Annotated in this window: 23 protein-coding genes; 17 read left to right on the top strand and 6 right to left on the bottom strand. The window is 35.3% G+C overall.

The window, feature by feature from the left end; all coding sequences use genetic code 11:
* Positions 1 to 98: 98 nt before the first annotated feature.
* Positions 99 to 1,112 carry a chemotaxis protein CheB gene (locus EV145_RS13500; RefSeq protein WP_133525727.1) on the bottom strand — a complete coding sequence of 338 codons (1,014 nt, stop codon included), beginning with the start codon at positions 1,110 to 1,112 and terminating at the stop codon, positions 99 to 101.
* Positions 1,113 to 1,215: 103 nt separating this feature from the next.
* Positions 1,216 to 2,385: a zinc-dependent alcohol dehydrogenase gene (locus EV145_RS13495; protein WP_133525726.1), complete on the bottom strand. Its 1,170-nt coding sequence runs from the start codon at positions 2,383 to 2,385 to the stop codon at positions 1,216 to 1,218.
* 229 nt (positions 2,386 to 2,614) lie between these two features.
* Here EV145_RS13495 and EV145_RS13490 point away from each other — a divergent pair, with 229 nt between their 5' ends.
* The 5 genes from EV145_RS13490 (at position 2,615) to EV145_RS13475 (ending at position 6,867) form a co-directional block, all read left to right on the top strand.
* Positions 2,615 to 4,198 (top strand): FAD-dependent oxidoreductase, encoded by a 1,584-nt coding sequence (locus EV145_RS13490; RefSeq protein ID WP_133525725.1) that lies wholly within the window; start codon positions 2,615 to 2,617, stop codon positions 4,196 to 4,198.
* Positions 4,199 to 4,206: 8 nt separating this feature from the next.
* Positions 4,207 to 4,785, top strand: a complete 579-nt coding sequence (locus EV145_RS13485; protein ID WP_133525724.1) for a flavodoxin family protein — start codon at positions 4,207 to 4,209, stop codon at positions 4,783 to 4,785.
* Positions 4,786 to 4,905: 120 nt separating this feature from the next.
* Positions 4,906 to 5,043, top strand: a complete 138-nt coding sequence (locus EV145_RS22415; RefSeq protein ID WP_166638455.1) for a hypothetical protein — start codon at positions 4,906 to 4,908, stop codon at positions 5,041 to 5,043.
* 234 nt (positions 5,044 to 5,277) lie between these two features.
* On the top strand, positions 5,278 to 6,021 hold the full coding sequence (locus EV145_RS13480; protein ID WP_243739264.1) for an SDR family NAD(P)-dependent oxidoreductase: 744 nt from the start codon (positions 5,278 to 5,280) through the stop codon (positions 6,019 to 6,021).
* 168 nt (positions 6,022 to 6,189) lie between these two features.
* Complete coding sequence (locus EV145_RS13475) at positions 6,190 to 6,867, top strand: SRPBCC family protein (protein WP_133525723.1); 678 nt, start codon at positions 6,190 to 6,192, stop codon at positions 6,865 to 6,867.
* Between the two features lie 194 nt (positions 6,868 to 7,061).
* Here EV145_RS13475 and EV145_RS13470 read toward each other — a convergent pair whose 3' ends face one another.
* Together EV145_RS13470 and EV145_RS13465 are read right to left on the bottom strand one after the other, a co-directional pair.
* Positions 7,062 to 7,352: a hypothetical protein gene (locus EV145_RS13470; RefSeq protein WP_133525722.1), complete on the bottom strand. Its 291-nt coding sequence runs from the start codon at positions 7,350 to 7,352 to the stop codon at positions 7,062 to 7,064.
* 256 nt (positions 7,353 to 7,608) lie between these two features.
* The gene (locus EV145_RS13465; protein WP_133525721.1) at positions 7,609 to 8,226 is read right to left on the bottom strand and encodes a ferritin-like domain-containing protein; all 618 of its coding nucleotides are present in this window, start codon (positions 8,224 to 8,226) and stop codon (positions 7,609 to 7,611) included.
* A 241-nt stretch (positions 8,227 to 8,467) separates the two neighbouring features.
* Here EV145_RS13465 and EV145_RS13460 point away from each other — a divergent pair, with 241 nt between their 5' ends.
* Together EV145_RS13460 and EV145_RS13455 are read left to right on the top strand one after the other, a co-directional pair.
* Positions 8,468 to 8,860: an STAS/SEC14 domain-containing protein gene (locus tag EV145_RS13460; RefSeq protein WP_133525720.1), complete on the top strand. Its 393-nt coding sequence runs from the start codon at positions 8,468 to 8,470 to the stop codon at positions 8,858 to 8,860.
* 2 nt (positions 8,861 to 8,862) lie between these two features.
* Complete coding sequence (locus EV145_RS13455) at positions 8,863 to 9,264, top strand: YidH family protein (protein ID WP_133525719.1); 402 nt, start codon at positions 8,863 to 8,865, stop codon at positions 9,262 to 9,264.
* A gap of 164 nt (positions 9,265 to 9,428) precedes the next feature.
* Here EV145_RS13455 and EV145_RS13450 read toward each other — a convergent pair whose 3' ends face one another.
* On the bottom strand, positions 9,429 to 9,668 hold the full coding sequence (locus tag EV145_RS13450; protein WP_133525718.1) for a hypothetical protein: 240 nt from the start codon (positions 9,666 to 9,668) through the stop codon (positions 9,429 to 9,431).
* Positions 9,669 to 9,988: 320 nt separating this feature from the next.
* Between EV145_RS13450 and EV145_RS22410 the strand changes: the two genes are divergently transcribed.
* Both EV145_RS22410 and EV145_RS13445 read left to right on the top strand, forming a co-directional pair.
* A complete protein-coding gene (locus EV145_RS22410) occupies positions 9,989 to 10,165 on the top strand; it encodes a hypothetical protein (protein ID WP_166638454.1) in 177 nt (58 codons plus the stop codon).
* A 24-nt stretch (positions 10,166 to 10,189) separates the two neighbouring features.
* Positions 10,190 to 10,657 (top strand): hypothetical protein, encoded by a 468-nt coding sequence (locus EV145_RS13445; protein ID WP_133525717.1) that lies wholly within the window; start codon positions 10,190 to 10,192, stop codon positions 10,655 to 10,657.
* Positions 10,658 to 10,805: 148 nt separating this feature from the next.
* On the opposite strand, the gene EV145_RS13440 is transcribed toward EV145_RS13445, so the two are convergent.
* Entirely contained in the window at positions 10,806 to 11,243 is a 438-nt protein-coding gene (locus EV145_RS13440; RefSeq protein ID WP_133525716.1) for a hypothetical protein, read from the bottom strand.
* Between the two features lie 650 nt (positions 11,244 to 11,893).
* Between EV145_RS13440 and EV145_RS13435 the strand changes: the two genes are divergently transcribed.
* The 8 genes from EV145_RS13435 to EV145_RS13405 all read left to right on the top strand — a co-directional run bounded on the left by EV145_RS13435 (position 11,894) and on the right by EV145_RS13405 (position 21,043).
* Complete coding sequence (locus EV145_RS13435) at positions 11,894 to 12,277, top strand: response regulator (protein WP_133525715.1); 384 nt, start codon at positions 11,894 to 11,896, stop codon at positions 12,275 to 12,277.
* A 139-nt stretch (positions 12,278 to 12,416) separates the two neighbouring features.
* Positions 12,417 to 15,695 (top strand): CheR family methyltransferase, encoded by a 3,279-nt coding sequence (locus tag EV145_RS13430; RefSeq protein ID WP_133525714.1) that lies wholly within the window; start codon positions 12,417 to 12,419, stop codon positions 15,693 to 15,695.
* 210 nt (positions 15,696 to 15,905) lie between these two features.
* Positions 15,906 to 16,211 carry a hypothetical protein gene (locus tag EV145_RS13425; RefSeq protein WP_133525713.1) on the top strand — a complete coding sequence of 102 codons (306 nt, stop codon included), beginning with the start codon at positions 15,906 to 15,908 and terminating at the stop codon, positions 16,209 to 16,211.
* 71 nt (positions 16,212 to 16,282) lie between these two features.
* On the top strand, positions 16,283 to 16,519 hold the full coding sequence (locus tag EV145_RS13420; RefSeq protein WP_133525712.1) for a hypothetical protein: 237 nt from the start codon (positions 16,283 to 16,285) through the stop codon (positions 16,517 to 16,519).
* A 424-nt stretch (positions 16,520 to 16,943) separates the two neighbouring features.
* A complete protein-coding gene (locus EV145_RS13415) occupies positions 16,944 to 17,864 on the top strand; it encodes an SDR family oxidoreductase (protein WP_166638463.1) in 921 nt (306 codons plus the stop codon).
* A 212-nt stretch (positions 17,865 to 18,076) separates the two neighbouring features.
* Positions 18,077 to 18,796 carry a YqjF family protein gene (locus tag EV145_RS13410; protein WP_133525710.1) on the top strand — a complete coding sequence of 240 codons (720 nt, stop codon included), beginning with the start codon at positions 18,077 to 18,079 and terminating at the stop codon, positions 18,794 to 18,796.
* A 508-nt stretch (positions 18,797 to 19,304) separates the two neighbouring features.
* The gene (locus EV145_RS22660; protein ID WP_262711922.1) at positions 19,305 to 19,433 is read left to right on the top strand and encodes a hypothetical protein; all 129 of its coding nucleotides are present in this window, start codon (positions 19,305 to 19,307) and stop codon (positions 19,431 to 19,433) included.
* Positions 19,434 to 19,531: 98 nt separating this feature from the next.
* Positions 19,532 to 21,043, top strand: a complete 1,512-nt coding sequence (locus tag EV145_RS13405) for an ATP-binding protein (RefSeq protein ID WP_133525709.1) — start codon at positions 19,532 to 19,534, stop codon at positions 21,041 to 21,043.
* Positions 21,044 to 21,605 lie beyond the last annotated feature (562 nt).

The following is a 21,605-nucleotide window of genomic DNA, read 5'->3' as shown; positions in this document are numbered from 1 at the left end:
ACAAACTTATACTATTTCACAGCAATAATTACATTATTATCAGCATGTTACATAAACAAAAAAAACACTTTTCAGAATTAATCAATAAGAACTGGAAATTATGCGCTTTGATTATCATCTGTACTATCAAATAATTTTATAACCAGATTCTTTAAGCGCAGTATATGTTCACCAAAATCCTCAATTCGTTTATTGAGAGAAAAAATAGTTGAATCATCTTTACTTCTACTTTTTCGTGATGCCAGTAATTGTAACATATTTCGCTTTTCTTCCAACATTCTGATAGAAACCCAAATAGATTCTTCAATCTTTAAATCCTGAATATCCTGCAATAATTTTTCTGTATAGACATGTCCTGTATAACATCGATATCTATCTGCGGGATCATTTTTTACTTTCCATAATCCACCGCCACAATCCGGACATACAAAATCACTTTGCACAGCAATTTTTTTAAGTTGATTTATATCGCTCATCATTTTTTCGGTTATATCAGCTTCTAGTTTCAATTCGTTAGGAATAGCAATCTGTGGAGGAAGAGGTTGACGCAAAAGGTCTTGTATGATATTTGGAATTTGCTCCAGATCTGCTACGTGGTCTACTTCTATTTTACGCAAAACATTAAATGGCATGTCCGGATATTCAGCCTCAGATGGACTTTGTACCATGCAGCGTCCGCCACAAGTTTTTATGGCATACATTCCAGATGTTCCATCGGCGAGCATACCGGTAAGAATAACACCAATCACCTTGTTTCCAAAATGAACGGCTGCGGAACGAAAAAGAACATCAATGGAAGGACGATGTTTATTCTCTTCCGGACCTTGATTGAGACGCATAATTCCCTCGCTTATTAATAAATGATTTTCGGGAGGAGCCAGATAAATTTTGCCTGCTTCTATTTTCATTTTATCCATGGCAACAACACATTTTATTGGGGTACTTCTTTGAAATATCTCAACAATATTATAAGCGCTGGATTTTCTTGACACATGAAGTACGATCATTACAGCAGCATCAATTGCTTGCGGCAATCCTTCAATTACTTTTACAATTGCCCTGATACCTCCTGCAGACGCACCTATGACAATAAGATTTCTTACTTGATTCATAATTATTTTTTCAATTCAAAAAATTTACATTTGATAACTTTCTATTGTTTAATAAAATCCTAAATAAGATAGCCTCATTTAGGATTTTATTATTAAACAAAAATTATTGCCAGGGATCCAGTACCACCTTCACACAATTATCTTCCCTCTTTTTAAAAATATCATAAGCATGTGAAATTTCAGACAAGGGCAGTCTGTGTGAAATAATATCATCAAGTTTTACTTTTCCCTGAATTACATATTCTAAAAGTTTATCTATATGCTTGTGCGCAGGTGCTTGTCCTCCCTTTAAAATGATTCCTTTATCAAAAAACTGACCCAAAGGAAAATTATCATAATTAACAGGATAAACACCCAATACCGAAACAATTCCGCTTCGTCTCACAGCACTCATACAGGCTTCTAATACTTTTATTGATCCTTTTTCAAAATTTACTGTTGCTTTTACGCGATCAGCAAAACTTCGATCGGGTTCAAAGCCTACCGCATCGATACAAACATCTGCTCCCCGACCTTGTGTAAGAGCCCTAATTTGTTCTACAACATCTTTTGCACCATCTTCCCAAAGTATGGTTGTGGCTCCTGTTGTTGCTTTGGCTTTGTCTAATCGATATTGCAAAGTGTCTACAATAATAACCTGATCAGCACCACGAAGCCAGGCACTTTTGGCCGCCATTAAACCAACGGGACCTGAACCAAAAATAGCAACGGTCTCACCGCCTTTTACTTCTCCCCAATCGACACCTGTATATCCGGTTGGAAAAATATCGGTCAGGAAAAGAACCTGTTCATCTGATAAATCTTCGGGAACTATTCTTGGTCCGTAATTAGCATATGGTACCCGAACATATTGCGCTTGCCCTCCATCGTATCCTCCATAAAGATCTGTGTAACCAAAAAGCGCTCCGCCTTTTTCGGTGAGTATTCCGCCTTCAGGTCCGTAATGTTCGGGATTACTATGTTCGCAATTTCCCGGAACATCATGATTACAGAAAAAACAATTTCCGCAAGCAATAGGAAAAGGGACTACAACACGATCACCTCTTTTAAGGTGTGTTACCGCTGATCCTGTTTCTTCGACAATGCCCATAAACTCATGCCCAAGAACCATAGGCCTTGGCTGAGGTAATCCGCCAGAATAAATATGGAGATCAGATCCACAAATTGCTGTGGAAGTAACTTTTAAAATTATATCATCTTTCTCTTTTAATTTGGGATCATCTACTGTATCATATTGTACAGATCCTGGTCCATGGATAACTGCTGCTTTCATATATTAGATTTTTTCAATTAATAAAAACCTAATTAATTACAATTAAAGGACTTACACTTACATTATTTGCTATAAATCTTACATATAAAACACAACTGGCAATCCTATAAATTTCAAAATTAAAATTGTAAAAATTCTATCATATTACTTTTTAGTTTTGATATGTAACGCTTTAGAAAAAGTTCATCCAAATAATTTGTTTTCACTAAACTTCTTAAAATATAAGATCATGAATAAATCAAACGATAAATTAAAAAGTGCCAGTATTACATCTGGCGATAATGTTTCTTTTTGGATAGATACTACATCTATTATCTCATACAATAAACCTGATCAGGATATACAAACAGAAGTACTTATTATTGGTGGCGGAATAGCGGGTCTTACCACAGCCTATAAATTGCTTAAGGCCGGTAAAAAAGTAATAATCGTAGAAGATGGTTTTATTGGCAGCAGTGAAAGCGGGCGTACAACGGCACATTTAACGTGCGCTCTTGATGATCGCTACTATTACCTTGAAAGTAAATTTGGTGAAGAAGCCGCAAGATTGGCGGCCGAAAGTCATAGCGCAGCAATTGATGAAATTGAGAAAACAGTAACTGATTTAAATATTGATTGTTCCTTTAAAAGAGTCAACGGATATTTATTTAGTCACCCAACTGATAAAGAAGAAAATCTGGACAAAGAACTTCAGGCCACACAAAAAGCGGGATTAAGAACTGCAATTTTAAAAGGAACTCCTGCCCTGGCAAATGCTGAAAACCAACGATGTCTGGCTTTTAGCAATCAGGCACAGTTTCATATTCTGCATTATTTAAAAGGTCTTGCCCAGGCTGTTACTTCTCTGGGTGGAATTATTTATACTGAAGCGCATGCAGAAAATATTACCAAAAAAGGAGCAAAAGTAAATGGTTATACTTTTTCGGCAGAATATATTGTTGTGGCAACTAATACTCCGGTTAATGATATAGTAACGATGCATACCAAACAGCATGCGTACAGAACTTATGTAATTGGCGGAAAAATTCCCAAAGGACTGCTTCCCTATTCGCTCTGGTGGGATACGGGAGATCAGGAATCGAAATGGGTTTCTCAGCCCTATCATTATGTTCGTGTGGAAAGTTATGACGAAAAATATGATTTGCTTATTTCTGGTGGTGAAGATCATAAAACCGGTCAGGCCGATGAGGAAGGAATTCCGGAAGCATCACGATATGACCGTCTTGAAGCCTGGACACGAAATTATTTTCCAATGTTAGAAGATGATTTAACATACAGATGGTCTGGTCAGGTGATGGAACCTGTAGATTCTTTGGGATTTATGGGGAAAAATCCCGGCGATGACAACATTTATATCATTACAGGAGACTCAGGAAATGGTATGACGCACACTACAATTGGCGCCATGATTATTTGTGATAGTATTACGGGCATTAAAAACAAATGGGAAGATTTATACAGTCCTTCCAGAATATCTCTGAGTACAGCTGCAGATTTTGTTAAGGAAACCACTAATATGGCTTCTCAATATTTGGATTGGATTAGTGGATCTGACTTAAAAAATACGGCTGATTTACCTGTTGGAGAAGGATCTGTACTTTCGTCAGGACTTAAAAAAATTGCTGTTTATCGTGATTACGACAATTCGCTAAAGGCTTTCTCTGCCGTATGTCCGCATTTGGGCTGTATCGTACATTGGAATAATGATGAAAAATCATTTGATTGCCCGTGTCACGGCTCCCGTTTTACTGTTGATGGAACCGTTATCAATGGTCCTGCCCAAAATGATTTAAGTAAAATTCATATCAAATAACAACAATTATGAAAGCTATTATACTTTTAGGAACCTTAAAAAATAAAGGCCTTTCGAATACTGAAATCCTTGTAGAATTTCTGGGCAAATATCTTGCCGAACAAAATATTGACTTTGAGGTAATCAGGCTGGCTAATCACACTATTGTTCCGGGAACCTACACACATATGGATGTCAAAGATGACTGGCCTGCTATTTATAATAAAATAATTGAAGCCAAAATAATATTATTTGCAACACCTATTTGGTGGAACAGTCATTCATCTGAATTGCAGCGCTGCATAGAACGACTTGATGAAGTTTATGATATTATCCTTGAGGGCAAAGATTCCCCGCTTGACGGCAAAATTGGCGGCGTAATTGTTACCGGAGATTCAGATGGCGTAGAGCATATTACGGGAAACATTGCTAATTTTTTCTGTAGTATAGGTGTTACAGTTCCTGCCTATACATCGCTGGGCGTCATTTGGGAAGGCCACGCCAAAAACGCGAAAAAAACCAAAGCTCAAATCCTCAAATATTATAAAACAAATTACGACAAGGATGCGCAGGCAATGGCTGAATCGCTGAAAAAAGCCAGCCAGTAAAACTGCAACTATACACCCGTAAAATCCTGATAATTATATAATTATGAATTACAATTGTATAAGATTTAGACATTTGATCCATATAAATTTGACTGTATTAATTTTAAAAAACTTCTTATTATGAGCACAAAAGATTCTACATCACATGCTGCCAAAAATGGTGGCAATGATAAAAAAACAAGTTCAAAAAGTACGGATCAAAAATCAGAAAAAGATGGAAGTAAATCGGCAGTCAAAAAAAGCCCTGCTAAAAAGTGATCTTAAATAAAACACTTTATAGCCCATCTTTATAACTCTATAAAACCCCTTCCAAGAGCGGTTTTATAGAGTTTTTAAAAGTTCTAATACAATGGATATGAAAAATAAAAATGTACTTATTACCGGCGCCACAAGCGGAATAGGCTATGAATTTGCCAAAATATTTGCTGAAAAAATTATAATCTTATACTGATTGCGCGCAACAGGGAAAATTTGAAAAAGACAGCACTTGAAATGAAGAAAATTTCAAATAATATTGAAATAACAGAAATTGCTATTGATTTGTTTGAAAGAGATGCTGCACGCGAAATATATAAAATCACAAAAGAGCGTCGGATTTTTGTTGATATTTTAATTAATAACGCCGGACAAGGCGAATGGGGCAAATTTAATGAAACTGATCTTGACCGTGAAATAAGCCTTGTAGATCTTAATATTAATTCGGTTTTGAGTTTAACTAAATTTTATCTCAAACCTATGCTTAAAAACGGGAAAGGAAAAATTTTGTTTGTTGCTTCTTCAGTATCAAAAGCACCTTCTCCGTATATGGCGGTTTATGCGGCTACCAAAGCCTTTATTTTATCTTTTGCCGAAGCAATATCGAATGAAGTAAAAGATACCAGTATTACAATAACAGCGCTTCAGCCTGATGCAACTGATACGGATTTCTTTCATAAAGCAAAAGCTGAAAATACCGTGACCTATAAAGAGAAAAAATTAACAAATCCTGAAAAAATTGCCAGAGAAGGTTATGAAGCTTTAGAAAAAGGAATAAATGTGGTGCAGCCCGGATTTAAAAATAAACTTCAGAGCGTGATCAATAATATTATTTCGGATGTTGTTATTGCCAATACTATGGAAAAACAAATGAAAATAAGCGATAAGGAAAAAGGCCGATTAAAGCCGGTACATGTGGCTTCTTTACGCGAACGTGAATCAATAAACTTTTATAAAAAAGCCAGTAATGGTGATTACTAATCTCATTTTTACACACTATTTACTTAAATATCTGATAAAACAGTGTACTTCCTTGTTTTAGATCTTGCTGAATCATGCTGATAATTTACTGTTTTTTACTATTTCTTCAGGATTGACACTCTGGAGGTACACTTTATCAGGTATAATTTAATAACTAAAAAAAATATTATGAAAACAACCACATCTCTGCCAGAAGCTTCCAGTAAAGGAACTTCTAAAATTAAAACAAATGTTTCAGCACTAGAAAGAATCCTTATGATCACGAGCGGCGGTTATCTATTATATAAAGGATTATCTCAAAATGATAAAAGTATTGCCAAGATAGGTTCTGGCACAGCAATGCTTCTAAGAGGAGTTTCTGGATATTGTCCCGTTTATGACGCTGTAGATCATCTTAAAAATGATAAATCCTCAAATGTAAATATCAGGATAAACAGTGTTATCGATAAACCTATCAGCGAAGTATACTCTTTTTGGCGTGACTTTGAAAACCTGCCAAAATTCATGAACCACCTTGAATCTGTAAAACCAATTAGTTATACCACTTCGCAATGGACGGCTAAAGGCCCTGGCGGAATTGGAAAAATTACCTGGAAAGCTGAAATTTTGAAAGATGAAAAAGAAAGGCTGATCAGTTGGAGTTCGCTTCCTGACGCCTCAATTAAAAATGCCGGAAAAGTTGTTTTTAGACCAAGCGGAAAAGGCACGGAAATCATTGTTACCATTTCTTATCATGCTCCCTTGGGAATTGCCGGCGAAAGTGCCGCAAAACTTCTCAATCCGTATTTTGAGAAACTGGTAAATGATGACATCATGAATTTTAAAACTTATTTGGAATCTCGTTAAACTTGGTTTCAGATACTTTTTTCTCTTAAAAAAGGAAAGCCTGTAATTCGTTACAGGCTTTTTGAATTTATATCTCTACAGAGAAAAGCCGTTTCTGTTCGAAACCAAGTATACTACTAATAAACATGATATTCTAATAAAAATAAAAACCTGTAATGGTAGCATTACAGGTTTATTATTTTTCCCGACATTTATTATCGTCTTGGAGTTGTTGCAGTCGAATCTGTTTTTACAGATGTATTTCCTTTTTGAGTGGTCCCGTCTGCTCCGGACCCCGTAGAACCTTCGCCAGTTGCACCTGTAGTACCACCGGAATTAACCTTTGTTGTGTCGCTTGTAGAATTTATAGTGTCTACGGTTGTTTGCATTGTGTCTACTTCATTAGAATAATTATCTGCCGGAGCGGTTTCATTTTTTTTGCATGAAAATGCAAGTCCGGCTACCATAATAAGTAATGCTGCTTTGGTTTTAAATAGGGTTTTCATAATAATTATTTTATAGTTTATATTTTTTAAAAATAAAATAATACATAGTTATTTATTTATAGAATTATTCAAAAAAATTACAAACTACGCACCTGATAATAAGGTACATGCTAATTTTTATATGAAATTTTATATGACATATTTTTATAATTCCAACACACGTTGCGATCATTTAATGGAATGCTTTATTACAAAAAAACCTGTAATCTCAATGCTAAGATTACAGGTTTTTTATGGTAATAATTCCCAAAAAAAATTACTCTTCCTCTTCTTCACTTTCCTCATCAGAAGCTTCAAAATTGATATTGTTGTAAGCCACTTCCGTTAAGAGTGTATCAGCTTCTTTTTCTTCGTCCAGAGTTTGCTGTAATAAATCCAGTGCTTCATCTTCTCCTAAAGTATGTGCAAAAGCTGCCAATGTACCGTAAGTAGCAATCTCATAATGTTCAATTTTTTGTGAGGCAGCAATAATTCCCGCATCACGCACCGGGCCTTCCTGGGTTTCTTCCATAATGCTTTCGCCCTCTTTAATAAGACCTTCCATAGCTTCGCATTTTTTTGCCGACGCTTTTTCGCCAATCAAATCAAATATCTGCTCCAATCTTGTTACTTGTTCCTCTGTAACTGTTAAATGATCGTTTATGGTAGTTATAAGATTTTCCGAAGTGGCATTTTTTGCCATTTTAGGCAATGCTTTTGTTAATGCTTTCTCTGCCCAGTAAATATCTTTTAGAGAATCAACAAATAGCTCTCTTAATCCGTCAGCTGCCGAAGATTTTGCTTTTACAGTTCCGCTGCCTTTTGCTCCTGACTGCTTTTTACCAGTTTGATTTTTGCCTGCTGATGTTTTTTTAGTTTGTTCTGATGTTTTCATGATAGTTTTAATTTTAAATTAATAATCTCAAAAATATAACCTTCATTGTATCAGATTTTTATAAAATTACAATACCATTTTATAAAATTAACATAGATTTTTTAGGCAAATTGAGCAGCGTTGAGATTCTATAAAATTAGAATATTAATTGTATAAAAAAATTCACATGCGTCATTCTATTTTTGATAATAAACGTTTTAAAAATAAAATTTAATTAAGAAAAATTTAAAATTATTATAACATGATACTAAAAATTGAATCGCCACAAAACGTAGTTGCTTTTGAAGCAATTGGAGAAATAACCGCAGATGATTATACCAATGTTGTAGAGCCGGCTATTAAAGAATTGATAAAGCAAATAAACGAAATCAACTTCTTGTTTTTAATAGATACAGAAATTGAAAATTTTACTATGGCTGCCTGGATGGAAGATGCTTGGATTGGACTTAAAAATTTAGGAAAATGGAATAGAGCCGCAATTGTTACAGATTCTGAAAAAGCAATCGCGTTTACAGACAAATTTAGCTATGTGGTTCCCGGAGAATTTAAAGGATTTAGAAAAGACGCTTTTCACGAAGCAATGAGTTGGGTTGCCGGAAAAGCAAATAAAGAAATTGACAATTATTATAATTAATCATGCAGGGCGATAATAAAAAAAGAATCAACGAGCATATGTCCAATGAAAGGACGTTTCTTTCCTGGGTCAGAACCGGTATTGGCATCATGGTATTTGGCTTCGTTATCGTTAAATTTTCATTGTTTGTCAATCAGTTGCCGGCAAGTTTTTTTCAGGATTCTAATATTCCAAAAAATGGCTTTACTATTCTTATAGGTATAAGTTTAGTCTTTACAGGCGCACTTACCATTGTTCTGTCGTATTATAAATACAAACAAACGCATAAACTGCTTCAAAAAGGCGAATATTTGTATTCAACATTATTATTGACCATTCTCACAGTAACTATTTTTGTTATGAGTATTATCATAATAGCTTATTTAATTGTAGCTGCCTATCCGTTCACTTTTCAAAGTTTGTGATACTATTTTAAATTAGAAGTTCAAAAAATATTTCGCAATTACAATCCGCTTTCGGTAAAAAAATCCCCATTTTTAAAAATTAAAAAGCCACTAAAATTTTAAAAAATCTAGTGGCTTTTTTTAATTAAAAACTCTGTGTTTGATAGCAATAAGAAAAAAAAAGGTTAAGGTTTTGTACCGGTAGAATCTCTACGGGGAGTATTTGTCGTAGATGATTTTCTTTTATTGTTTTTTTGCTTGTTCACCGTATCTGTTTTATGGGGCGATGAATGCTTTGTTCCTTTTGTACTTTTCTTCTTAGTAATTGTGTCAGTTTGCGTTGTTTTTCTTGGGACTTCCTGTGCAACTGCTACAGCAGTACCAAAAGTTAGAAACATTGCGCACGTTAAAAATAAATTTTTCATAATAACTTTTTTTTAATTAATAATTTAATTATAAGGACAATAGGTATTTATTTTACGTCCTTTATGTTACAAATTTTGAAAAGAAAACGAACTTTTTTTTATAATTATAAATTCATATTTATCATTATTCCCATATAAATCCAATTATTTTTTTTATTTAAAAATTGAATGATTGCTTTTTATAAGCTTTTTTATTATTACAACAATGTAAAGCACTGATAATTATATAATTGATAATTCTAATTTTATAAAAACCAATTCACTTAGAGGACTAAATTTGGTTTATTAATATTTAATTTATTAACTATAAACTTTAAATTATGAACACAAAAAATGCAGTTTCAGGCGCTACCAAAAATGGTGGTACTGATAAAAAAACAAGTACAAAAAGTACAGACCACAAAACAGGGACATCAAAAGACGAAAGAAAGTCTTCGTCAGGGAATCACAAAAAATCAGATACTGAACATAAGGAATCAGGTTCGTCTGGAAAATAATTTCAACCTTATATACTATTTGCTATGATAAATGACAACAACGAAAAATATGGTCAAAATGATCATATTTCTCAATCGGAGAATGAAAGTATGACTTCAGAAAGAATCGAGAAAAGAGATCCTTCAATAAATCAACATCACAACGATTCTTTGAACACATCTTATAATACTGATCAGTATGACTTGGATCGCAACCAAGGCGAAGATGATTTAAATGATAATGATCAAACTGATCCTTATTTTCAGAAAAATGCAGAAATAGCCCAGGATCTTGATAATGAACTCGAAAATGATAATGATCCCGAGAGAAGGACATTAGATGAGTATAGTGCCAATGATGATAATCGTGATGGCGATGATGATTTAGAGGAAGATCTTGAGTATTTGGATCAAGAGGATTTGGATGATGATTTGGAAGAAAATAATGAAGATGATTTTGATCAAAATGATACTCCCGATCTTGGAGATGATGAGGACAACGATAACATTTAGATCAGGACTTAGAAAATTCAAATATCAATGATCCGAGTCCTTTGCACCTCAAAGGTTTTAATTAGTAAGCCGTTAGAAAAAATTCTAACGGCTTTCATTTTTATTTGCTTTAAATTTCAAAATAAAAGAAGCTGTTTTATAAATTAAATTAATCTGCAGCATATTTATTATTCCAATACAACATTAAAAGTAAGGTAACAATGATACAAGAAGCGGTACCTTCAAAAAGTAAACACAAACAATATGTTGATACAGAAGGTTCTCCTCCAAACATAAAAGCCGAAGACAATGATTTTACATATGAGTCTCCGCCTTTTGCGTAACTATAAATAAGCAATGCCAAAATACTAAGCACAACCCCTGTGAAGGAAGTTACCATGGCCGATATTGCGTTTGGAACAAAACTATTTTTGCCTTCTGCAAGATTCATTTTTAACGTTCGGTTTACACCATAAAAAATGAAAAGAACATTCAGTAAGCGTAAATAAAATAGATGTGAGAGATTTAAAATTTCCATGAGAAGAAAAAAAGCGGCGATTCCTAAAAATATAAAAGAACCATTAATTATTTCCTTAGGTATTTTCATAATAAGACTTTTTAATTACACATAATTCGATCATAGATTTGATTAAATATAAAATTAATTTTTATGGATAAATATGAGGAAAAATAAACGACTATCATTACAAAATTAAGATTTGGATTTTATATTATTAAAAGATCTCACAGATGCATAAAGTTTATAAGAACAAACATGCGTTAAAAAACATGAGAATTATGTAACAAATTAATAAAATTATATAAATCCATCATATGTATCAATTTTAAATTTACAAATATCACCTACCAATTCTCAAAACACCGTTATGAAAACACAGAACATACTTACATATTTCTTTTTTTTTAATTTTAATGATAAATGCAAATTGCGCTCCAAATTGTGATGATGAAGACTATAGACGCGATGCAGAAGAAGCTTATACTATTCATACAGATACAATTTATATGTCACTAACAGACTAATTTTTTAACATACTCAATTTTTTTAAAAAAAAAAGCTTGTTGTTACAAACAAGCTTTTTTTGACACTAATCATTGCTTAATTATATAAAAAAATCTTACGAATGAAAACTGTTTTCTAATTTGCAAAACCAAAATCCAAACATAAATACCACTTACCATAAAATCTAAATTTCATATTTAATTAAAAAGCAACCCCACTTTAAAACAAACATTATGAAATATAAAAATATTCTACAAATTGATGATGATTATGATGACTGCCATTTCTTTTTTGAGGCACTTGCCGAAGTTTCATCTGCCGCATATACTGCTATTCATAATCCTGTAAATGCTTTAAAGCAGCTTACTGACAAGCAAATAAATCCTGATGTCATATTCTTAGATATCAATATGCCCGTTATGAATGGTATTGAGGTGCTGACTGAAATTAAAAGGAAAGAAAATATAAGACACATTCCAATAATTATATTTTCAACCTCCATACCTTCTGAAATAAAAACCATTTTAAAAAATCTGGGGGCCGAGGGTTATTACACAAAACCAAATGATTTTAATGTGCTAAAAAAACTTTTAAATAATTTATTATTTAAAAAATAATTATTGGCAAACTTTTAGGTTTAAAGTTCCTTCCATTTTTAAAAAACATGCGCTTTAACAATACCTTATATCCATTAAAAAAAACATTTTTAAAAATTGAAAAAGACTTCTTACCTTTGATTAAATAACAGCATTCTTAATGAAACTTCCTGTAATAAAACCTGAAAAAACCGAACAAAATTTTCCTGTCGTAGGTATTGGAGCCTCTGCAGGAGGATTGGATGCTTTTAAGAAAGTACTTAAATCTATACCAGAGAATTCTGGAATGGCGTATGTAATTGTACAGCACCTATCGCCGGATCATCCCAGTAATCTGACCGAAATTCTCTCTCAAAGCACAACCATTCCGGTTCATGAAATTATTAATGATATTAATCTGGCTCCCAATCATATTTATATTATTCCCGAGAATAATAACCTCATTGCAGAAGATGGCGTTTTAAAACTTTACACCAGAACCCGTAGTGATAGAAACAATAATATTATTGACACCTTTTTTGAATCTCTGGCCAATGTGCATAAAAGCTTTGCAATAGGGGTAATTCTATCAGGTACTGCTTTTGACGGCACTAACGGTTTCAAGAAAATAAAGGAATCTGGCGGTACAACTATTGCACAAGATCCCGACTCTGCAGCCTTTAAGGGAATGCCTCAAAATGCCATTGATGCAGATGTAGTAGATTATATTCTGGCTCCTGAACTTATAGCCCCGCAATTATTGCAGATACAGAAAAACTATACAACCAATCATGCCTTTAGTGAGGAGGAACATATACCAAAAAATGAAGAGGAAATCCTTTACCAAATTTTAAACCTTGTTTTTTTAAGAACCGGAAATGACTTTAGCCATTATAAACAACCTACAATCAGAAGGCGCATTGCCAGACGAATGGTTATTGTTCGCAGAGAATCATTTGAAGATTATTTTAATTTTATTAGAAATGATAAAACAGAGCAAGACTTGTTATTTAACGATTTTTTAATACCTGTTACCTATTTTTTCAGGGATTGTAAGTTTTTTGAGTCCTTACCCCATATTGTTTTTCCATCCTTAATACAAAATACAGTCAATAATACACTGCGTATCTGGATTGCAGGATGTGCCACCGGGGAAGAAGCCTATTCTATAGCAATATCCCTGCACGAATATCTTTCTGATAAGAATAATAAGGATATTAAAGTGCAGATTTTTGCCTCGGATATTTCTGAAAAATGTATCACCAAAGCCCGTACCGCAATTTATTCGGCACAGGATGTACAGCATGTTTCTGCGGCAAGACTACAAAATTATTTTACAAAACGCGATGGGCATTATCACATTAATAAAGCGGTTCGTGACATGTGCATTTTTGCCGTACATAACTTTATCAAAGACCCCCCATTTGCCCGAATCGATTTGGTTTCCTGTCGAAATGTACTGATCTATTTTGATCCTTTTTTACAAAATAAGGTATTAAGCTCTTTTCATTATTCCTTAAAAGAAAAAGGAATTCTGCTTTTAGGCAAATCCGAAACGACCACAAATGCACAAAATTTATTTGAGCCTATTGGTAAAAACGAAAAAATATATGTTCGCAAATTTGCTGCGGGACGATATGTACCTGAAGCTTTTAAACCCGCTAATATAAATGCGCGCGAAAAAGCCAATTTAAAGGATAAAAAAAATACTCCTGAAACAGACTTTAGAAAAATTGCATCTGATCTATTATTTTTGAAATATACTCCTGCAAGTGTCATCATAAATGAACACCTTGAAATTGTTCATTTTCATGGAGATACAAGTTTCTTTTTATTGCCATCACCAGGAAAGCCCAATTTTAATGTTTTGAAAATGGCGCGTGAAGGAATTAGTTTTGAACTCCGTAATGCTATTTTAAAAGTAAAAAAAGACCACAAGAACGTGGCAAAAGATAATATTGTAGTAAAAGGCCAACCGTATCTGGCTTCTTTTGAAGTAGTTGCCATCCCTAATGATGAAGAACATCTTATGGTTCTTTTTTATAAAAAACCGCTTCCCGAGTTCGATGCTGATAAAGCAAACGCGAAAGGATCTGACAAGCAGCGTATCATCGAACTTGAAAATGAACTTGCGCAGCTTCGTGAAGATATCAAACGCGTAACGGAAGAACAGCAGACAGCATTTGAAGAACTTCAGACTACAAATGAAGAACTACTAAGCAGCAATGAGGAATTGCAGGCAATGAACGAAGAGTTGGAAACCTCTACAGAGGAACTTCAGTCTAATAATGAAGAATTGATGTGTGTCAACGATGAATTAATGGATCGTCAGGACCAATTAACCTCGATGAGAAATTATTCAGAATCTGTTTTTAAAACTATTAGGGAACCTTTGGTGATTATCGACAGGGACTTTTTTGTTAAAAGTGCTAATCCATCATTCTACAAATACTTTCAAACCACTGAAAAAGAAACAGAAGGCCATTCTTTTTTTGAAATCGGAGATTGCCAATGGGATATTCCGGATTTTAAAGAGCTGATCTTTAAAATGGTTGGCGAGAAAACGGAGATTGAAGATTTTAAGGTCGAGACAATGTGCAAAGGCATTGGCAAAAAAATCATGATGGTAAATGCACGACGGGTTTTAAATGCCAAACCGGCCGGAATGATTTTACTGGCACTCGAAGACATTACAGATCTGATTACTGCAAATGAACTTTTAACGATCAAAAATTCTCAACTTCAGACTTATAACGAACAGCTTGAAGCATTCAGTTCTGCAGCAAGTCATGATTTGCAGGAACCACTTCGCAAAATTCATATGTTTTGTAAACGAATTATCGATAATGAGCAAAATTTAAGCGAATCCACCAAACATAATCTGGAACGCATGTTATTTGCTGTAACCAATATGAGCCAGCTAATTGCCGATTTAATCGATTATTCGCGTATCAATTTTATAGAAAAGGAATATAAAAAAACAGACCTGAATGTACTTTTCAAAAAAATTATTACAGATATAAAAGACACTATTGTAGAGTCGGGTGCTGTGATAACAATTGCTCCATTTCCGCAATTGAATATAATACCTTATCAAATACAGCAGCTTTTCACTCATTTAATCCTTAACTCTATCAAATACACCAAAGAAGGAATTACGCCGGACATAAAAATTGAGACCAAACAGCCTTCAACGGAAGAAATTCTGGAAATTGGCGCTAATAAAGATCTTAATTATGTAAAAATTCTGGTAAGCGATAATGGTATTGGTTTTAATCAGGAGTTTGAATCAAAAATTTTTGATCCGTTTTACAGATTGCACAACCATGACCAATATCAGGGCAGCGGACTTGGTCTTACCTTATCTAAAAAGATTGTATTAAACCATAATGGCTATATAACGGTCAGGAGCAAAGTAAATGAAGGAACAACTTTCTTTATTTATTTGCCATTGTCCTAAACAAGTACAAAAGATATCAGCGATGGTATCTTTTTTGCATTTTATAAAATAAATGTTCAAGTCATTTTTCTTTAGCGTTTTGATTCGAAATCTATTTTTCTTCCATGTATAATGTTTTATTTATTTTTAAATAAGAACCTTTGGATCGAATACATTTGACGATAAAAAGAACAGTAATGATTAACGTTTCTCAGGAACAATTCTTCGCAATTGGCAACATATTATTTTCATTGGCACTGGCATGTGAAGCAGCAGATTCTTTTGATAGTCACCGTTCGCTTATTACAGTTATTAGGAAAAATAATTGCCGCTTATGAACTCACCAAAGCTATTCAGATTAAAAGACCAGCGCAGATTGTAAATCTTGGATCAGCACAAAGCAAATCATTTTCTAAAAGAAGATTTTATTGTTGTAATCAATTTGTAAAAAGCGATATAGATTCCAGAGATTGGGATTCGCCTATTATGAAACGCCGCCAGGCTTGTCTGTGCTTCTTCAATCCGGTCTTGCAATGACAGGTTTACAGGAAAGAATCTGCGGAACCGGCGAGATTTGAAATGGGCATCTTAGAAAAATATACAACACCATGAAAGCCAATGCAAGAGAGAGCATTGCGTTTCTTCACCTGAAATATATATCAGATGGAGCCGATGAGAATGCCGCTGAAATTGGATGGTTCAACCACAAAAAGCAACTACCGCTTTTGTCTTATTTTAATTTAAATAAAGCAAGGGCAGTAAGGAAAATCTGCTGTTCTTCCTTAGCATCGCCAATGAGTATAATATGGTTAAATTTCATAAATCAATATAAAAAAATTAGTTGATTTATTTCAGCATTTAAACCATTACAACTGCGCTAATGGGCGCCCTTCAACTAGTAGGGAGGATTTTTATCCAAAAAAACAGGTAAATAGATTGATTACCCAAGAATATAATCTGTATCCTATTTAAAAAATGACATAACATATTTTCTCATTTCTTTTATTTAAACAAGGGAGTTCTTTGGGATTTTTTTATAATCGACTTTGTACTTTATCTGATTATCTTTTTATAACAAAATCTAATAATTCTATAAAATGTTTTCTTACCACGTTTTTATATTTGACTCATTATCAACAAATAGTAATTAAATCACTTTTTTTAGGAACGCAAAATTGAATTATTATGAAAACTGAAAACACGATATCACGCCGCTCCGCGCTTACTGGTATGGGAGCTGTATTGGCAACTGCCTCAATAAATCCTATAATGGCCAATGCACTAAATTCCAATGAAATTTATATTTCAAATGGGACAGAAGATCCAAATACAAAATATCCACGACCACCCTTTAAAGAACAGTCTCAACCCTGGCCGGGTCTTGTCAGTAAAATGAATCCCAGACCAGACCATGGAGAAAAAAGCTATAAAGGCACAGGAAGATTAAAAGGACGTAAAGCACTTATCACGGGTGGTGATTCCGGAATGGGGAGAGCTGCTGCAATTGCTTACGCAAGAGAAGGAGCTGACGTGGCTATAAATTATTATCCTACTGAGGAAGAAGATGCCAGAGAAGTAATCCAATTAATAAAAGCCGAAGGACGTAAAGCTGTAGCAATTCCCGGTGATTTGCGAGATGAGGCATTTTGCAAATCACTTGTAGAACAAGCTGCAAAAGCACTTGACGGACTTGATATTGTAGTGAACAATGCTGCAAGGCAGCAAACACACGCATCAATACTCGACATTACAACAGAAGAATTTGACTGGACAATGAAAACCAACATTTACGCGCCATTCTGGATTATCAAAGCTGCCTTGCCCTATCTTAAGCCCGGAGCTTCTATAATAGGAACAAGTTCAGTACAAGCCTATGCTCCTACTGAGGATCTTTACGATTATGCCCAGACTAAAGCAGCCACTACCAATTATATTAAATCTCTCGCCAAACAATTGGCTCCAAAGGGAATCAGAGTAAATGGTGTTGCGCCCGGACCAATATGGACTGCCCTTCAGGTGAGTGGAGGGGCCACTATGGAAAAACTAAAAGAATTTGGTTCGCAAACCCCAATGGGAAGACCCGGACAACCAGCCGAATTAGCGTCTATCTATGTGCAGCTAGCCGCAAATGATGCGAGCTACGCGACCGGCCAGATCTATGGCTCCAGCGGGGGGGAAGGTAATCCATAATAGTAAAAAAAGATAACCGAAGTAAGTTACAAAGCGATGGGTCGCTCAAGCTAATAATCCACAAAAACGGATTTATAGTTCTGATCGGTTTGACCAATGTTCACAAAGTATATTATTTTACTTGCCATCGTGTCAATATAAACAAACGGACAAGGCATGTGATCATGATTGTCTTTGTTATTAATTTATTCTGATCCTTATAATTGCTCTATATGAAAAATCCAGATAAAATATTAACAAATATTCATAACAGACAATATCCGCTGCCAAAGAAGAAATGGAAATATTTTCAGCAATGGCATAAAACCATTTTTGTACATTGGGAAGTGCCTGTTTACTTTTTAGAAGAATATATTCCAGAGGGAATTGAATTGGATACTTATCAAAACATGGCCTGGGTTTCTCTGGTAGCTTTTGAAGTAAAAAATATGAGATTGAGAAACCTTCCTCCTTTCCCTTTTATATCTAATTTTCACGAAGTAAACCTAAGAACATATGTTATTAAAGATGATAAACCTGGTATTTATATGTTTTCAATTGAAACAGACAAACTAGCTGAAGTCTTACTTACACGAATATTTATTGGACTTCCCTACCAAAAGTCTAAAATAAAGAGAACATCAAGTCGGTTTGTTTCTAATAATAAAACGCTAAAACAAAATCTGGATCTTACAATTGGAAAAATCAGACCTCAAAAAGAAAAAACGGCATTAGACTTCTGGCTTACTGAAAGACATGCCCTGTATGATTATACGTGCAATAAACTCTTCAGGTTTGATATACATCATACACAATGGGACCTACAGGAATTGGATGTTACTGTAAATGATATTTGTTACAAAGCAGGAAAATATAATACCAGCATCTTGCCGGACAAAGTTCAATATGCGGAAAAGACTGATGTGGTTTTATGGGGAAAGGTTGCCATCTAGCATAAAAATAAATCCAAGGATCTATTTAATTATTCAAATAAAAAATCCTTCGCTTGTACCAACCTTTACAATGAGACCATTATATGGCTGGTATAAATTAGTTATAGGACATAACTGAAAAACCGATAGAATTCAACTCCACCAGCAGATCGGAAGATGTGAGTATGGACAGCCGCCTGCCGTACCGGCAGGAACATAAAATTAGCCTGACCAGATTAAGATTAACAATTAGGAAGTTTTTTTATTTGATTGTTGTGGGCCAATTTGCATCTATCCAAAACAGGGCTGATCAGCAGCCCTAGCCCCGATGGAAGTGAAAATCCTTTTGTGCCGGGGCTGGGCACAAAAGATTGCAGCGTATAGCGGGAAAAAGCTCCTAAAAATAATATTAGACCTCAAAAACAGTAGTATATACAATTGACCCGGGCCTGGGCACAAAAGATTACTTCACCGGTCAGTCGGCGCTCCGGTACAGCGTATAGCGGCAAGAGAGCCCCTAAAAAATGATATGACCGCTCTGGGTTTATTTCAAGAATCTCTGCTGCTCAATATGATGGGCAATGCCCTCTTTGGGATGGAAACCATCATCAAAAATAAATCATTGCTGCAAAATTCTGATTATTCCACAGCGCTGTAAAATTTTTATATTGGAATTATGAAACAATCTTTTATATTTACGTAACACCTTAAAACTGAATTAAAGATATTTTCGTTCTAATCTAAACTCACCCACCAATGTATGATAACCTTATACTTTTGAAAGACATTGTGGATAATACCCCTCTGCCTATAGCTGTTTATACCGGAGAAGAACTCCGGATAGCACTGGCCAACCCTGCCATGATCAAAACCTGGGGGAAAGGAGAGGATGTAATGGGGAAAAATTATCTCGAGATCCTTCCCGAAATTGGAAATCAGCTGATCTTTGACCAGGCACTCGGCGTATTTAAAACCGGGACTGCTTTTCATGCCAAGGACAAAAAGGTAGAGCTGATCATTGACGGGGTTTTAAAAACTTTTTATTTCAACTACAGCTTTATCCCCCTTTTTGACGCTCAGAAAAACATCTATGGCGTAATGAATACCGGTGTGGATGTAACGGACCTGCACCAGGCCAGAGAGCAGGTGCAGAATTCAGACCATTGGCTGCGTATGGCCGTCGGCTCCTCGGGCATGGGAACCTACCAGATCGACCTTGCGAGCAAAAAAATCACAACCTGCGGCAATTTCAATATCATCTGGTCCATAGAAGGGGAAGTTACCAATGAGCAGCTTATTGCCAGACTGCATCCCGAGGACCAAAAACTCCGTGAAGAAGCGCACCAGCAGGCGCAGACAACGGGAAAAATATCCTACGAGGCCAGAATTGTACATGATGACGGCTCTCTTCGCTGGGTAAAGATAGACGGCAAAATCATCAAGGATGAAAATGGAAACCCCACCACCATCATTGGCATTGTTCAGGATATCCACGAGCAGAAAGCCTTTGAGCAGGAGCTCAAAAGACAGGTTGCCCAAAATACAGAGGAGCTGCAAAGATCCAATGATGACCTGCTGCATTTCGCCGGAGTGGTGAGCCATGACCTTAAAGAGCCTGTGCGAAAAATAAAAACCTTTAACAGTCTTCTCAGAGGAGAACTGCAGACCCTTTTTAATGAAAATGCAGAAAAGTACCTGGATAAAGTAGATCAGTCCGCCCAGAGAATGCAGACGATCATCGAAGGCATCCTTGCCTACTCGACACTGGACAAAAGAGCACAGCCTGTTGAGAAAATAAACCTTGACCTGGTCATTGAAAATATCAAAACCGATCTGGAACTGATCATAAATGAAAAAGGAGCCATTCTGGTGATAAGTGAGCTTCCCCAGATCCAGGGGGCGCCTATCCTTATCCACCAGCTTTTTTACAACCTGATACATAACGGGCTGAAGTTCTCAAAAGCCGATGAGCCGCCGCGGGTGATCATCACTTCTACTATTATAAACAATCCACAAGGCATTGAGGTGCTGGAAATAAAAATAAAGGACAACGGCATTGGACTGGATCCCGTTTTTGCCGAGAAAATATTCACGGCCTTTGAAAGGCTGCACTCCAAGGACGAGTTCGAAGGAAACGGTCTCGGACTTGCCCTGTGCCGAAAAATAGCCAAAAGGCACAATGGTTCCATTACAGCTGGCGGGGAGAAAGACAATGGCGCTGAATTTACAGTGACCCTTCCTTTAAAACAGGCAGATGATTATATTTAGAAGCTTTTAAATAAATTAAAAAATTCCCATCGCCTATACTGCTTTTCAAATTGTGAATTTCAATTTGCAGATCATTCAACATATACTAAAAAGTTTTTAAGTAAACATAAAATGGAAGATTATGTTTATGGACAGCCCGCCCTGTACTTAATTGTATCTGGCGGGTTTATCAAAAATGGGCTCCTCAGCAGCCCCAGCCCCGATAGAAGTGGAAATCCTTTTGTGCCGGCGTTCGTCGCAAAAGATTGCTTCGCCAGTTCGCATGCGCTCGGGTGAAACGTATAGCGGGAAGAGCTCCAAAAAGACAGCATTATTTTCCCACAGCAAAACAAAGATTCCCTAATGCCCAAAAAAAAAGCTCTTGGATGCATTTCGATGTGCACAACCATGATGCTGGCTGCAGAAACCACTGATCTATCGTTTTTCCCACAGCCGCACGTTTTATAAAGTTCCCGATCAGCCGCCTCAAACCAAATTAAAAGAACTTTCCTGTTTTCTTCCATAATGCAAAAAAATAGCTTGATCAAATACAAATAGAATTATTTATTTAAAAACACAAAGC

Origin of the sequence: Flavobacterium sp. 245, assembly GCF_004362055.1 — a bacterium.
Classification (GTDB): Bacteria; Bacteroidota; Bacteroidia; order Flavobacteriales; family Flavobacteriaceae; genus Flavobacterium.
Note: the sequence above shows the minus strand (reverse complement) of the source record. Positions and strands in the feature narration are given on the sequence as shown.

Coding starts and splice junctions, on each gene's coding strand:
- EV145_RS13500 (WP_133525727.1), bottom strand. CDS start 1,112: ATGAATCAAGTAAGAAATCTTATTGTCATAGGTGCGTCTGCAGGAGGT.
- EV145_RS13495 (WP_133525726.1), bottom strand. CDS start 2,385: ATGAAAGCAGCAGTTATCCATGGACCAGGATCTGTACAATATGATACA.
- EV145_RS13490 (WP_133525725.1), top strand. CDS start 2,615: ATGAATAAATCAAACGATAAATTAAAAAGTGCCAGTATTACATCTGGC.
- EV145_RS13485 (WP_133525724.1), top strand. CDS start 4,207: ATGAAAGCTATTATACTTTTAGGAACCTTAAAAAATAAAGGCCTTTCG.
- EV145_RS22415 (WP_166638455.1), top strand. CDS start 4,906: ATGAGCACAAAAGATTCTACATCACATGCTGCCAAAAATGGTGGCAAT.
- EV145_RS13480 (WP_243739264.1), top strand. CDS start 5,278: ATGAAGAAAATTTCAAATAATATTGAAATAACAGAAATTGCTATTGAT.
- EV145_RS13475 (WP_133525723.1), top strand. CDS start 6,190: ATGAAAACAACCACATCTCTGCCAGAAGCTTCCAGTAAAGGAACTTCT.
- EV145_RS13470 (WP_133525722.1), bottom strand. CDS start 7,352: ATGAAAACCCTATTTAAAACCAAAGCAGCATTACTTATTATGGTAGCC.
- EV145_RS13465 (WP_133525721.1), bottom strand. CDS start 8,226: ATGAAAACATCAGAACAAACTAAAAAAACATCAGCAGGCAAAAATCAA.
- EV145_RS13460 (WP_133525720.1), top strand. CDS start 8,468: ATGATACTAAAAATTGAATCGCCACAAAACGTAGTTGCTTTTGAAGCA.
- EV145_RS13455 (WP_133525719.1), top strand. CDS start 8,863: ATGCAGGGCGATAATAAAAAAAGAATCAACGAGCATATGTCCAATGAA.
- EV145_RS13450 (WP_133525718.1), bottom strand. CDS start 9,668: ATGAAAAATTTATTTTTAACGTGCGCAATGTTTCTAACTTTTGGTACT.
- EV145_RS22410 (WP_166638454.1), top strand. CDS start 9,989: ATGAACACAAAAAATGCAGTTTCAGGCGCTACCAAAAATGGTGGTACT.
- EV145_RS13445 (WP_133525717.1), top strand. CDS start 10,190: ATGATAAATGACAACAACGAAAAATATGGTCAAAATGATCATATTTCT.
- EV145_RS13440 (WP_133525716.1), bottom strand. CDS start 11,243: ATGAAAATACCTAAGGAAATAATTAATGGTTCTTTTATATTTTTAGGA.
- EV145_RS13435 (WP_133525715.1), top strand. CDS start 11,894: ATGAAATATAAAAATATTCTACAAATTGATGATGATTATGATGACTGC.
- EV145_RS13430 (WP_133525714.1), top strand. CDS start 12,417: ATGAAACTTCCTGTAATAAAACCTGAAAAAACCGAACAAAATTTTCCT.
- EV145_RS13420 (WP_133525712.1), top strand. CDS start 16,283: ATGAAAGCCAATGCAAGAGAGAGCATTGCGTTTCTTCACCTGAAATAT.
- EV145_RS13415 (WP_166638463.1), top strand. CDS start 16,944: ATGGCCAATGCACTAAATTCCAATGAAATTTATATTTCAAATGGGACA.
- EV145_RS13410 (WP_133525710.1), top strand. CDS start 18,077: ATGAAAAATCCAGATAAAATATTAACAAATATTCATAACAGACAATAT.
- EV145_RS22660 (WP_262711922.1), top strand. CDS start 19,305: ATGACCGCTCTGGGTTTATTTCAAGAATCTCTGCTGCTCAATATGATG.
- EV145_RS13405 (WP_133525709.1), top strand. CDS start 19,532: ATGTATGATAACCTTATACTTTTGAAAGACATTGTGGATAATACCCCT.